Raw genomic sequence first — 13,712 nt, 5'->3', positions numbered from 1 at the left:
ACAATGAAGAGATATAATAATATATTCAAAAAAATGCTTCTTCTGCTCCTGCTGGCTTTCAGTTTTGGTTGCAGCGAAGATTATTTGGAAAAAACCGAAGAATACAATATAGATTCTGAGAATTATTTTAATTCTGAAGAGGATTATTACAACGCATTAATTGGTGTTTATGATATTCTGCAATCTACTTACGTAAATGTATTACTGGGCGAGATTGCATCAGATAATACGCTAAGTGGTGGTGAAAGCGCTAACGATGTAATCGGTTTTCAGCAGGTAGATGAAATGTCGCATACGCCGGTAAACGATAACCTTGACGATGTTTGGGACTGGAATTTTGCCGGGGTTCAACGCGCAAACTATGTGTTGGAATTTGAAGACAAAACCGATTTTGAAGGTCGTGAAACCATTATTGCTGAAGTTCGCTTTTTACGGGCCTATTTCACATTTGAACTTTTAAAATGGTTTGGACCAATTCCTTTAAAAGATTCACGTTTTGAATTGGGAGATGAAACATCTATTCCCAGAGCTTCTACAGAAGATGTTTATGCACAAATTGAAAGTGATCTACAATTTGCGATAGATAACCTGGATTATACAGCGCCGCAAACAGGCCGTGCAACTAAGGGAGCAGCAATGGCATTACTTGGGAAAGCACATTTATACCAGGAAGAATTCGATGATGCAGCTGAGGTATTAACCGAATTGATAGATAACGGACCCTACGCTTTAGCCGATTTTGATACACTTTTTGAACAAGAAGGCGAAAATAATGAAGAATCGGTTTTTGAAGTACAATATACCGGGGAAGAAGGCGCAGGATTTGACTGTTTGCAGTGTAGTGAAGGTAACGTAGCTGTAGGTTTCCAGGGAATAAGAAATTATTCGGGACCTGTTTTTGAACCTGGTTTCAGCTTTAATGTTCCTACTCAGGAAGCATACGATATGTTTTCTGAAGATGATATTCGTAGAGATTTATCTGTTTTAGATATCGAAGCCTGGTCGGCAGAAACCGGAGCAACGTATGCTGAAGGATACAAACACACCGGTTACTTTAACCGAAAATACCTTCCTAGGGATAATGACAACGTAGGTGACGCAAACCTAACTCAACCTAATAACTATCGCTCCATTCGTTATGCCGATGTTTTATTAATGGCTGCTGAAGCTCTTAACCGTGGCGGAATTGACGATAGCCAGGCTAGAAATTATCTTAACGAAGTTCGAGAAAGAGCAGGTTTAGATGAGGCTGAAGTTTCAGGAAGCAACCTTACCGAAGCTATTTACGATGAAAGAAGAAAAGAATTAGTAGGCGAAGGTCACCGTTTCTTTGATTTGGTAAGAACCGGCAGAGCCGCAGATAACATTGAAGGATTTACTGCAGGAAAAAACGAACTTTTCCCTATTCCGTTAGAAGAAATAGAATTTTCTCAGGGTAACTGGGAGCAAAACCCGGGATACTAAGCCCATAATGGGCATTTAATAATAAAGGCCAAAACTATTCACACTAAACCCTTGGCCCTTAAATTTTTAAAAAAATGAAAAAATACTATAAAATAATTTTTGCATTCCTTCTCGCCCTCCCTTTCGCAGGTTGTGAGAGTGATGACAGGGAATTGGTAGATCTTGAGCAGGTGGAGGCACCGGCAAATTTGGGTGCTACTTTTCAAATTACCCAGGATAATTCAGGTTTGGTAGAAATTACGCCAACCGGCGAAGGAGCTGCTTTATACAGCGTAGATTTCGGGGATGGCTCTACACCTTCCGAAGAAATTAAAGTAGGAGAATCTGTAGAACATATTTATGAAGAAGGTGAATATGAAATTGAGGTTACCGGAACAAACATAAACGGAAAAACCGCTACCGGAACCCAGCCTTTAACCGTTTCTTTCCTTGCTCCCGAAGACCTGGAGACCGAAATTATAAAAGATGCCGATGATAATTACACGGTAACGGTTTCAGCGAGCGCTACTAATGCAGCGATGTTCGAAGTTTATTTTGGTGAAAACGAAGATGAAGAGGCAGCTCTTCTTATGCCGGGAGAAACTGTTTCTTATACTTACAGTAGTATAGGTGCATACAATATTCGTGTGGTTGCCCTCAGTGGTGGCGCTGCGACTACAGAAGTTACCGAGGAAATCAGTATTACCGATCCGCTTTTCCTTCCTATAGATTTCGAATCGGAAACCCTTAATTATACATTCAATAATTTTGGTGGTGGTGAAGGAGCCGGCGCCCCGATAATAGACAATCCAGATCCATCTGGCGTAAATACCAGCGATAAAGTAGCTTCTTATACCAAGCCCGAAGGTTCTGAAACCTGGGCAGGAACAACCATCGCTTTAGATGAACCTATAAATTTCTCAAGCGAACGTTACATTAGTATGGATGTTTGGTCTCCAGAAGCGGGAACCGATGTTGTATTCAAAGTTGAAAACCTTGAAAATGCTGATCTTTTTGTAGAAGCTACAGCAACAACCAAAGTCGACGAAGGCTGGGAGACACTAACTTTCGATATGAATGAATTTGATCCTTCTATTGAATATGGAAGAATTGTATTATTCTTCAATTTTGATGTTCCCGGGAGCGGAGAAACTTATTATTTCGATAATATCGAAACTACCCGCCTGGAATTGATAAAACTTCCTATAGATTTTGAATCGGAAAACCTTACTTACGAGTGGGGCGGATTTGGTGGAGCCGGAGCCGGAGTTATTGATAACCCTGATATGTCCGGAATCAACAGCAGTACAAAGGTTACTGAACTTGGCAAAGGTGAAGGAGCCGAAGGCTGGGCCGGAGTTTCTTTAAATCTGGATGAACCGCTGAGTTATGAAAACGGGACCATTGTAAAAATGAAAACCTGGTCTCCGGAAGCAGGGGTGCCGATTTTATTGAAATTTGAAGATTCAGATTCTGAGCCGGATGGAAATGGAAATCCTTCGGTTTTTGTTGAAGTGACTCAAAATACTACGGTAGCTGAGGAATGGGAAGAACTTTCTTTTGATTTAAGCACTTTTGAAGCTTTTGACGAAAATATAGATTATGATAGATTAATTGTTTTCTACGATTTTAACAGTCCGGGTGAGGGTACAAACTTCTACTTTGATGATGTTAGAATGACTTCAGAAGATGAACCTACTTCAGTAATGTTACCGGTTGGATTTGAAAATTCAGGACTTAATTATGAATTAACTCCTTTTGAAGGAGCAGATTCAACAGTTGAAGAAAATCCTTTTCAGGAAGGGATTAATACCAGTAGTACAGTAGTGAGAAGCACCAAAACCGAAGGCGCCCTATTTTACGCCGGTACAACCCTTCAGTTAGACGGTCCCATAGAATTTAACGGGAACAATAAAATTAGCGTAAAAGTTTATTCACCAAAAGCAGATATTCCGGTTAGAGTAAAATTAGAAAACAATGATGACTCTGGAATTTTTGCCGAAGTGGATGCTAATACTACCGTTGCAAACCAGTGGGAAGAATTGGTTTTTGAATTTTCAGATGAGCAAATTGCCCAAGAATATTCTAAAGTGATTTTATTCTTTGAAATTATAGAAGGTGTTCCAGGTGACGGCAGCACGTATTATTACGACGACATTCAACTTACGAATTAAAAAGCACACAAATGAAAAATATAATAAAAACAAGTCTTACGGCACTTTCGCTGGTGTTCTTTAGCGCCTGTTCCAACGACGATTATGATATAGGTGATATCACCACGCCTTCTAATCTTAATGTAACTGCCGAAATAGTAGGCCAGAGTGAGGAAATGCCCCACGGTGATGGCAGCGGAACGGTAAATTTTAGCGCCAGCGCAGATAATGCTATGACCTATAAATTTATTTATGGCGATGGTTTTGAAGAGGTTTCAGCTTCTGGAGAGACCAGCCATAGTTTTAACGAAAATGGTGTAAACGATTATACCGTTACTGTTATTGCTTCCGGGACCGGAGGTGCGTCTTCAAATATGACCACAACGGTTACAGTTTTCAGTGACTTTAACGATCCTGAAACTAAAGAATTGCTTACCGGTGGAAGTTCAAAAACCTGGTATGTAGCCGCCTCACAACCGGCACACCTTGGAGTTGGACCTAGTGCAGGAGAAGGGTTTACTTCACCTATTTATTATGCTGCGGCTCCTTTTGAAAAAGCGGCAGCTGAGGTAAGTTCCTGTTTTTATACGGATGAGCTTAATTTTAGCTTAAATGAAAATGACAATATAGTTTACAACTATAATAATAATGGGCTAACCTTTATAAATGTAGATTTTACCGGTGATTTTGGCGGTGATGGTTCTGAGGATCAGTGTCTGGAATTTGACCGTACAGGAGAATTCAACGCTTCGCTTTCACCTTCCACTTCTGGATTGCCGGAAGATGCAACTACCGGTACGGTAATTAATATTTCAGGTGGTGGAACTATGAGCTACTATGTAGGTTCAAGTTCTTACGAAATACTTGAAATCACTCCTACCACAATGCACGTAAGGGTAATTCCCGGTAGTAACCCCGAATTGGCATGGTACCTAAAGTTTACCACCTCTCAAGATGAAGAAGAAGAGGAGCCAGAGGAATTTCAAACCGATTATGAGAACCTCGTTTGGGAACAGGATTTTGATAACGATGGACCTGTAGATACCAGTATTTGGAATTTTGAAATAGGCAATAATAATGGTTGGGGAAACCAGGAATCTCAGTATTATACTGAAGAGAATGCGGTTATTGAAGATGGAAATTTAGTGATCACTGCTAAAGCAGAAGAAACCAGCGGATTTGATTATTCATCTTCACGAATTACTACAAAAGATAATTTTGAATTCCAGTATGGAAGAATTGAAGCCCGGGCTAAATTGCCTGAAGGAGCCGGCACCTGGCCTGCAATTTGGCTGCTGGGATCTGATTTTGATGAAGTCGGCTGGCCTGAAACCGGTGAGATCGATATTATGGAGCATGTAGGAAATCAGCAGGATGAAATTCACGGCACCCTTCATTACCCGGGACGTTCCGGTGGAAATGCTGATGGGGGTTCTATAGAAGTACCCGGTGTTAGTGACGAATTTCATACCTATACGGTAGAATGGTCTCCCGAAAGGATACTATTCCTGGTGGATGGTGAAGTTTATCATACTTATGAGAACAACCCTGATTCTCCATTTAATAAAGACTTCTTTATTATTCTAAATGTAGCGATGGGTGGAACCTTTGGCGGTGAAATTGACCCGGCATTTGAGGAAAGTTCCATGGAAATTGACTACATCAGGGTTTATCAAGAGGAATAGAACTAAAAATAGGACTGCCTGATTGTTGTTATTGTTTTCTGAATTTACGCTTGGAGATTATTTGTTTGTAGGCCACAAACTTGACTTCTTAAACGCAGTTCAGGCAGTTTTTTATTCGATAATAGATTATCCCGATGCCGGGAGGGGTTGAGGCTTGCCTCGAAATCAAATTATATTTTCCAATATTACCTCTTGGGTTTATCCCGGGGTAGCTTACTTTAAATTATGAAAAAACTAAATTTATTAGGATTTTTCCTGTTGGGCTGTTTTATGGTCAACGCACAGGATTCAACCATAAAAAGTTCGGTTAGAAATGTGGAAACCAAAGTAGATTCGGTTTTGGCATTAATGACCCTCGAAGAAAAAGTAGGACAGCTGGTGCAATACAATGGCAGCTGGGATCTTACAGGACCTGCTTCTGAGATGAACAACAAACAAAAGGAAGATAACCTAAAAGCCGGAAAAGTAGGCGCTATGCTTAATGTACTTTCGGTAGAAGCCACACGCGAAGCGCAAAAACTGGTTATGGAGAATTCACGGTTAAAAATACCTTTAATGTTTGGTTATGATGTAATTCACGGGTACACCACAATTTTTCCTGTTCCTCTTGCAGAAACAGCTAGTTGGGACCTTGAAGCAATGGAAAAAACGGCACAAATCGCTGCGCTGGAATCGGCTGCAAATGGGGTTAACTGGACCTTTTCACCGATGATAGATGTTTCACGTGATGCCCGTTGGGGGAGAATTATGGAAGGTTCCGGTGAAGATCCATATCTAACTTCCAAAGTAGCGGTGGCCAAAGTAAAAGGTTATCAAAGTGACGATCTTTCAAACCCAAAAAGTATTGCTGCATCGGCAAAACATTTTGCCGGTTATGGTTTTGGCGAAGCTGGAAGGGATTACAACACGGTTCATATTGGGGAAAACGAACTTCACAATACTATTCTCCCTCCCTTTGAAGCTGCCGCCGAAGCAGGTGTTGCCACTTTTATGAATGCTTTTAACGATTTAGACGGAATCCCCGCAACCGGGCATAAAACCCTACAAAGGGATATTCTTAAAAGGGATTGGGACTGGAACGGATTTGTAGTTTCAGATTGGGGTTCTATTCCCGAAATGATTGCTCATGGAGTTGCAAAAGATAAAAAAGAAGCTGCTAAAATCGCCCTGAATGCCGGGAGCGATATGGATATGGAAGGTGGCGCCTATGAATCGAGTCTGGTAGGTCTGGTTAAAGAAGGAGAAGTAAGCGAAGATTATATCAATGATGCGGTGAAACGAGTGCTAAGAGTGAAATTTAAACTCGGACTTTTTGATGATCCGTATTTATATTCTAATGCAGAACTTTTAGAAGAAATCTCTTTTGAGGAGCATAAAAATGTTGCTCGTGACGTGGCGAAAAAATCTATTGTGCTGCTGAAGAATGAAAAAGACTTACTTCCAATAAAAGAATCGGCTCAAAAAATTGCGGTTATTGGGCCGTTGGCCGATGATAAAGATACGCCAATTGGAAACTGGAGAGCACAGGGAGAAGCTAATTCAGCTGTTTCTTTGCTGGAAGGTTTGCAAAATAATATCAGTGAAAATGTTGAAATCTCTTATGCTAAAGGCGCCGACCTGGGCGTTGGGGAACGAAGCTTTTTAATGCCTCTTGAGATTAATGAAACCGATAAATCGGGGTTTGAAGAAGCGATTAATACCGCTTCAGAAGCCGATTTGGTGATTATGGCACTGGGAGAAGATGCTTTTCAAACCGGAGAAGGCAGAAGCCAGGTAAATATTGGTTTGGCCGGAGTTCAGCAGGAATTGCTGGAAGAAATTTATAAAGTAAATCAGAACATTGTTTTGGTTTTAATAAACGGAAGACCCCTTGAAATTACCTGGGCGTCAGAAAATATTCCCGCTATAGTGGAAGCCTGGCAATTAGGTTCTGAGAGCGGAAATGCTATTGCCGATGTTTTAGTGGGAGATTATAATCCTTCTGGAAAATTGCCGGTTTCTTTTCCGCGAGCCGTAGGCCAGGAACCGCTTTATTACAATCAGAAAAGTACGGGAAGACCATCCAATCCAATACATGTGACGTATTCCGGGTATACCGATGAAAAGAAAGATGCGCTTTATCCTTTTGGCTTCGGACTTAGTTATACCGATTTTGAATATGAAGGATTGCAACTTTCTTCAGAAGAAATGGATACAGATGGAAGTATCCAGGCAAGCATAACATTAAAAAACACTGGCGATGTGGAAGGAAAAGAGATCGTTCAGCTTTACTTGAGGGATCTTGTGGCGAGCACGACCAGGGCTGTAAAAGAATTAAAAGGATTTGAAACGGTAAGTTTGGCTCCCGGAGAATCTAAAACTGTCACTTTCGAGATTGATGAAAAAATGCTTCAGTTTTATAGTGCTAATAGAAAATGGGAATCAGAGGAAGGAGAATTTGAAGTTCTTATCGGCGGAAATTCGCGGGATCTTCAAAAAGCAACATTCAGTTTAAAAAAATGATGATGAAAAAAAACAATATATTATTAAGCCTAATACTTTGTATGGGCTTGCAAGTTTCCTCTCAGGAATTGATTTGGGAAGAAGATTTTGAAGGGGATTCGCTAAATATGGAAAACTGGAGCTACGAAACCGGTGACGGTTGTCCCGATCTTTGCGGATGGGGAAATAACGAGCGCCAGATTTATAGCCAAGATTACGTAAAAGTAAAAGATGGCAATTTGGTGCTTACCGCCGATAAAGTTGGGGATAAGTATTACAGTGGGAAAGTAAATACCAGAGATAAATTTGAGTTTCAGTACGGTACTGTTGAGGTTCGGGCTAAATTACCCGATGGCCACGGACTTTGGCCGGCAATCTGGATGCTTGGAGATAATATTGATGAGGTAGGCTGGCCGGCCTCGGGAGAAATTGATATTATGGAATTTGTAGGGAGACAGCCCGATACAATACATAATGCCCTGCACACGCCCGCAAGTCACGGCGATACCGAAAATATTAAAACCACGCCGGTAAAAAACGCGACTTCAAAGTTTCATATTTTTAAAATGAACTGGACTGAAGATGCGATCACATTTTATATTGACGGTAAAAAGACCTATACGTTTTCACCTTCAGAGAAAAACGAAGAAACTTACCCCTACAGGCATCCGTTCTATTTCTTATTGAACCTTGCTGTGGGCGGCAATTTTGGTGGGCCCGAGGTAGATGATTCTATTTTTCCGAAGCAGTTTTTAATAGATTATGTAAAGGTTTATAAATAAAAATTTTGCCCCATTTTATAGTAAGGCCGGCATACCAGTAGCGTATGCTGGCTTTTTATTTTTAATGAATTGGCTGGAGATTAATAATTTATGTATATTTTACAGATATTTCAAAGCCTACCTTATGAGAAACCTATTTATTTTATTGATATCAGCATTAATATTTACAGGCTGCGCCGACTCAGAAAAAGAAGAGACCCCCTGGACAAAATTATTTAGCGAAGAAAGTCTGGATGGATGGACTAAAAAAGGTGGAGATGCCGAATACCGTGTAGAAAATTCAACAATAATCGGTACTACGGCACATAATACGCCGAATACCTTTCTAACCACTAATAAAGATTATGAAGATTTTATTCTGGAACTGGATTTTAAAGTGCACCCAAGTATGAATTCCGGCGTTCAAATTAGAAGCAATAGTTTAGATGATTATATGGATGGCCGGGTACACGGTTATCAGGTTGAGATAGATCCTTCAGAACGTGCCTGGACCGGAGGAATTTATGATGAAGCTCGGCGTGGCTGGTTGGTAGATTTAGGCGCAAATCTGGAAGCTCAGGACGCTTTTAAGCAAGATGAATGGAATAGTTTCCGCGTAGAAGCCATTGGAGATACCATTAAAACCTGGATAAATGGGGTTCCCGCAGCGCACTTAATAGATGATAAAACTTCAGAAGGTTTTATCGCACTTCAAGTACATAGCATTGGTGAAGATGCCGAAGCAGGCACCGAAGTGATGTGGAAAAACATTAAAATTCTTACCGAAGATTTAGATAAATACAGTACAGAAACTCCCCTGGAACCTGTAAAAACCAAAAACACTTTAACTTCAGCTGAAAAAGATAACGGCTGGGAAATGTTATGGGACGGTGAAACCACCGATGGTTGGCGTGGTGCACGTTTAGATGAATTTCCGGAAGAGGGATGGAAAATAGAAGATGGAGTACTTACAGTTTTAGCCAGTGGTGGCGGAGAATCTGAAGCCGGTGGTGATATTGTAACCAAAGAACTTTATGGCGATTTTGAATTAAAAGTAGATTTCAAAATTACCGAAGGCGCCAATTCCGGTATTAAATATTTTGTGGATACCGATCTTAATAAAGGCCCCGGTTCTTCAATAGGTTTGGAATATCAAATCCTTCATGATGAACGCCATCCGGATGCGAAACTTGGTAATCATGAGGGAAGCAGGACAATGGCTTCTTTATATGATTTAATCCAGGCCGATCCAGATAAACCGGTTAATCCAATAGGAAAATGGAACACCGCCCGTATTGTTTCCCAAGGCAATAAAGTAGAGCACTGGTTAAATGGCGAAAAAGTGCTGGAATATGAACGTAAAAGTGAAGAATACCGCAAACTGGTTTCGGAAAGTAAGTATGTAGACTGGCCAAACTTCGGGGAAGCTGAGGAAGGCCACATTTTACTTCAGGATCACGGCAACGAAGTGAGTTTTAAAAATATCAAGATCAAATCGGAATAAATATGAATTCAAGAAGAGATTTTATAAAGAAAACAGCTTTGGGCGGAACGGCCATCGCCGTGGGAAGTTCAGCAATGGCAATGAGTGCTAAAAGCTACCGTAAAATTATAGGTTCCAACGACAGGATTCACGTAGCGATAGCCGGTTTGGGAAGAAGGCTTGGGGCTTATTTTGATCCTATTGCCAACAAGGATTCTAATGTAGAACTCTTGTATTTATGCGATGTAATGGAAAGTCAGCGGGTAAACGCCCTGGAACGATTTTCAGAACATATAAATTACAAACCAAAACTGGAAAACGATATTCGTAAGGTTTTTGACGATAAAAAGGTAGATGCAATTATTAATGCTACTCCAGATCATTGGCACACTCCAGGTTCTATTATGGCGATGAAAGCCGGAAAACATGTGTATGTTGAAAAACCTTCCAGCCACAATATGTTTGAAAATGAACTGCTGGTAGAAGCCACTAAGAAATATGGAAAAGTGGTGCAAATGGGGAATCAGCAACGCTCCTCAAATCATACAATTGAAATTATAAAAGATATCCACGACGGGGCGATTGGGGAAGTTTATAAAGCAGTGGCATTTTATACAAATGGACGTGGAGAAGTTCCAAATCAGAAAAGAGCACCTGTTCCCCAGGGGTTAGATTGGGATTTATGGCAGGGACCGGCACCAAGAAGGGAATATACCGAAGAAACCTGGGATTATAACTGGCACTGGTATGGTTGGGCTTACGGCACTGCTGAATCAGGAAATAACGGAACCCACGAGATGGATGTCGCCCGGTGGGCTTTACAGGTTGGTATTCCGCTACGCACCGATGTGCAATCGGCAAAACGACATTTTAAAGATGACGGCTGGGAAATGTACGATACTATGGACGCCACTTTTAAGTTTGCAAACGATAAGGTTATTCAATGGGATAGTAAAAGCCGAAATGCCTACGATACCTACGGTGGCGGCCGCGGTACCATAATTTATGGTACCGATGGCGGCGTGTTTGTAGACCGTGAGAAATATGTACTTACCAATAGAAATGGAGAAATAATAAAAGAATATAATTCAGAATCTGATGAAGCCGGGACCGCATTAGGTGGCGGAGGTGATATGTCTACAGCGCATATGGTGAACTTTTTTGATGGAATACGCGGCACAGCAAAGCTAAACGCCCCTATAGATGATGCGAACATTAGTATGACGATGGTTCATTATACAAATATTGCTGACCAATTAGGTAGAGGCTTTGATATAGACAATAAAACAGGAAGAATTTTTGACAGGGATGCGATGAAGCTTTGGGGCCGTGAATACGCCCCCGGGTGGAAACCTGAAATTTAACCTCTGGGTTAATTTTTCTATAAACTATTTTAGTAAAACCTTATCAAAATCATAAGTGCAGAGAGTTCTTTTTTAATACCTTAGCCGCTCATAACGCCCCTTATGAATAATACTAAAATTGATGAGAATAAGGAGATAAAAAGGCTTCAAACCTTACTTTCCTATAATATTCTTGATACACCCTACGAGAAAGATTTTAATGAGCTAGCGCAGCTTATTGCCCTAATTTGCGATGTCCCCGTTGCTTTTATTGCAATGATAGACGATAAAAGACAATGGTATAAAGCTAAAGTAGGCCTTGATGGAAAGGAGACACCATTAGAGGAAACATTCTGCCAATATACTGTACTGCAGGACGAACTTATTGAAATTTCTGATGCTCTTTTAGATGAAAGGGTAAAGGACAACCCACATGTTACTGCAGAGAATGGAATTCGGTTCTATGCCGGTATGCCACTAAAAGCCGAAAACGGTTATAATATTGGCACGGTTTGCGTAGTAGATGGTAAACCCGGTAAGCTCAGTGACCGTCAAAAACAAGCATTAAAATTACTTACCAGTCAGGCAATGCACCTCATAGAAGCCAGGAAAAAAAATAAAAGCCTGGGAAAAGAATTAAATAGTATTCTCGAAAAACGAATCGCACGCACAGAAAGGAAACTGGAACTCAAGGAGAGTGAGAATAGATCCTTAATGCAAGCGGTGAAAAACTCTAGCGGTGTTGTAGAATTTAAACCCGATGGAACTATAATTTCTATAAATCGGAATTTTGAAGAAATTTCAGGTTATACCGAAAAGGAACTATTGGGAAGTCATCATAAAATGTTCATTACCCCGGCCGATTACGAGGCAAATACAACACTTTGGGAATCTTTAAGAAGATGTGAATATAAAACGGGTCGCGTACGCAGAATACATAAAGATGGATCTGAGTTTTATTTACAGGCCTCGTATAATCCAATCCAGGACTTAGAGGGGAATGTAGTGAAAGTGGTGAAGATTTCACAGGATATTACTAAAGAAATTGAAGCTGAAATTTCTTTAGAAAAGGCTAAAGAAATGGCCGAAAGTCTTAATGAACAGAAAGATAATTTTATCGCCAACGTTAGTCATGAGATTCGTACGCCAATTCACGCAGTTTTAGGATTTACAGATCTTTTACTGGAAAATGAAGAAGACGCTCATAAAACCAGTTATTTAAAGGCTGTAAAAATCGCCGGTGATTCTTTACTCTTTATAGTTAATGATATTCTGGATCTTTCAAAAATGGATGCCGGGTTATTACAAATAGATAAAGATGTTTTTGATATACGGGATGTTGTAAACAGGGTATTTTCAATTTTGCATTTAAAAGCTCATCAAAAGAAAATTGGATTTGAACCAATTATTGAAACCAATGTTCCAACTTTATTAGTGGGAGATAAAAACAGGCTTTCGCAGGTACTTATTAATCTTTTGGGGAATGCTATAAAATTTACTTCAGAAGGAGGCGTGAAATTATTTTTAAGTGTAACCGAAGAAACTTCCGGCAAAACTACATTGAATTTTAAAGTTTCAGATTCCGGAATTGGTATTCCGAAGAATAAATTGGAGACTGTTTTTCAACGTTTCTTACAAGCAGATAAAAATACCTCTCAAAAGTATGGTGGCACAGGTTTAGGACTAAATATTTCCAGACAGTTGATAGAAAAACAGGGAGGAACAATTGAAGTAAAGAGTGAACCCGGAAAAGGAACCGATTTTATTTTTGAAATTCCTTTTGAAAAAGCCAGTCAGGAGAGACAGCTTGTTGAAGATGAGAAAGATAATTTTGAGAAAAGGTATTCAGGGAGAATCTTAATCTGTGAAGACAGTGAACTAAACCAGCGATTGGTAAAGGCTCTTTTAAAAGGAAAAGGTCTTGAAGTTGATATTGCTTCAAATGGAGAAATAGCCCTTTCCTTTTTAAGAGAAAGCACCTACGACCTGATTTTTATGGATGTACAAATGCCGGTTAAAAATGGATATGACACTACTAAATTTCTTCGGAAAGAAATGGGATTAAAAACCCCCATTGTTGCACTAACTGCCAATTTTATGGCTACCGAAAGACAAAAATGCACTGAAGTTGGTATGGATGATTATCTGGCCAAACCTTTTCAGAAAAAACAATTGTTTGAAAAGGTTGAAAAGTGGATATAGGGATAAAAGGATTAAAATCTACGTTAAATAACTTGCCCTGGATTAAAAAACGAATAGGATAAATCAGATTAATTTTTAGGAATAGTTAAAGAATGGCAAATTTGTATTATTTTTATATGATGTATACCCCATACAAAACCAACTTACAGAATTTTACATAT

8 protein-coding genes are annotated in these 13,712 nt (G+C 39.9%); all 8 read left to right on the top strand.

Going from position 1 to position 13,712, the window contains the following annotated elements; genetic code table 11:
- The first annotated feature begins 3 nt into the window (after nt 1–3).
- The 8 genes from B5X53_RS01315 (at nt 4) to B5X53_RS01280 (ending at nt 13,551) form a co-directional block, all read left to right on the top strand.
- Nucleotides 4–1,464 (top strand): RagB/SusD family nutrient uptake outer membrane protein, encoded by a 1,461-nt coding sequence (locus B5X53_RS01315; RefSeq protein WP_079711429.1) that lies wholly within the window; start codon nt 4–6, stop codon nt 1,462–1,464.
- 74 nt (nt 1,465–1,538) lie between these two features.
- Entirely contained in the window at nt 1,539–3,617 is a 2,079-nt protein-coding gene (locus B5X53_RS01310; RefSeq protein WP_079711427.1) for a hypothetical protein, read from the top strand.
- Nucleotides 3,618–3,628: 11 nt separating this feature from the next.
- Nucleotides 3,629–5,281: a family 16 glycosylhydrolase gene (locus tag B5X53_RS01305; RefSeq protein WP_079711426.1), complete on the top strand. Its 1,653-nt coding sequence runs from the start codon at nt 3,629–3,631 to the stop codon at nt 5,279–5,281.
- Nucleotides 5,282–5,506: 225 nt separating this feature from the next.
- Nucleotides 5,507–7,783, top strand: coding sequence for a beta-glucosidase BglX (gene bglX, locus B5X53_RS01300; RefSeq protein ID WP_079711425.1), 2,277 nt, complete (start codon nt 5,507–5,509; stop codon nt 7,781–7,783).
- Nucleotides 7,784–7,785: 2 nt separating this feature from the next.
- Nucleotides 7,786–8,544: a glycoside hydrolase family 16 protein gene (locus B5X53_RS01295; RefSeq protein WP_079711715.1), complete on the top strand. Its 759-nt coding sequence runs from the start codon at nt 7,786–7,788 to the stop codon at nt 8,542–8,544.
- A gap of 124 nt (nt 8,545–8,668) precedes the next feature.
- Nucleotides 8,669–10,027, top strand: coding sequence for a 3-keto-disaccharide hydrolase (locus B5X53_RS01290; protein ID WP_079711423.1), 1,359 nt, complete (start codon nt 8,669–8,671; stop codon nt 10,025–10,027).
- A 2-nt stretch (nt 10,028–10,029) separates the two neighbouring features.
- A complete protein-coding gene (locus tag B5X53_RS01285; RefSeq protein WP_079711422.1) occupies nt 10,030–11,370 on the top strand; it encodes a Gfo/Idh/MocA family protein in 1,341 nt (446 codons plus the stop codon).
- Between the two features lie 102 nt (nt 11,371–11,472).
- Nucleotides 11,473–13,551 carry an ATP-binding protein gene (locus B5X53_RS01280; protein WP_079711420.1) on the top strand — a complete coding sequence of 693 codons (2,079 nt, stop codon included), beginning with the start codon at nt 11,473–11,475 and terminating at the stop codon, nt 13,549–13,551.
- Nucleotides 13,552–13,712: the final 161 nt, after the last annotated feature.

It is taken from the genome of Salegentibacter salinarum (assembly GCF_900168115.1).
In the GTDB taxonomy this organism is placed as follows: Bacteria; Bacteroidota; Bacteroidia; order Flavobacteriales; family Flavobacteriaceae; genus Salegentibacter; species Salegentibacter salinarum.
Note: the sequence above shows the minus strand (reverse complement) of the source record. Positions and strands in the feature narration are given on the sequence as shown.

Bases quoted from the DNA above. Each gene is read 5' to 3' on its own strand.
- B5X53_RS01295 (WP_079711715.1), top strand. From the start codon at position 7,786: ATGAAAAAAAACAATATATTATTAAGCCTAATACTTTGTATGGGCTTG.
- B5X53_RS01290 (WP_079711423.1), top strand. From the start codon at position 8,669: ATGAGAAACCTATTTATTTTATTGATATCAGCATTAATATTTACAGGC.
- B5X53_RS01305 (WP_079711426.1), top strand. From the start codon at position 3,629: ATGAAAAATATAATAAAAACAAGTCTTACGGCACTTTCGCTGGTGTTC.
- B5X53_RS01280 (WP_079711420.1), top strand. From the start codon at position 11,473: ATGAATAATACTAAAATTGATGAGAATAAGGAGATAAAAAGGCTTCAA.
- B5X53_RS01315 (WP_079711429.1), top strand. From the start codon at position 4: ATGAAGAGATATAATAATATATTCAAAAAAATGCTTCTTCTGCTCCTG.
- B5X53_RS01310 (WP_079711427.1), top strand. From the start codon at position 1,539: ATGAAAAAATACTATAAAATAATTTTTGCATTCCTTCTCGCCCTCCCT.
- bglX (WP_079711425.1), top strand. From the start codon at position 5,507: ATGAAAAAACTAAATTTATTAGGATTTTTCCTGTTGGGCTGTTTTATG.
- B5X53_RS01285 (WP_079711422.1), top strand. From the start codon at position 10,030: ATGAATTCAAGAAGAGATTTTATAAAGAAAACAGCTTTGGGCGGAACG.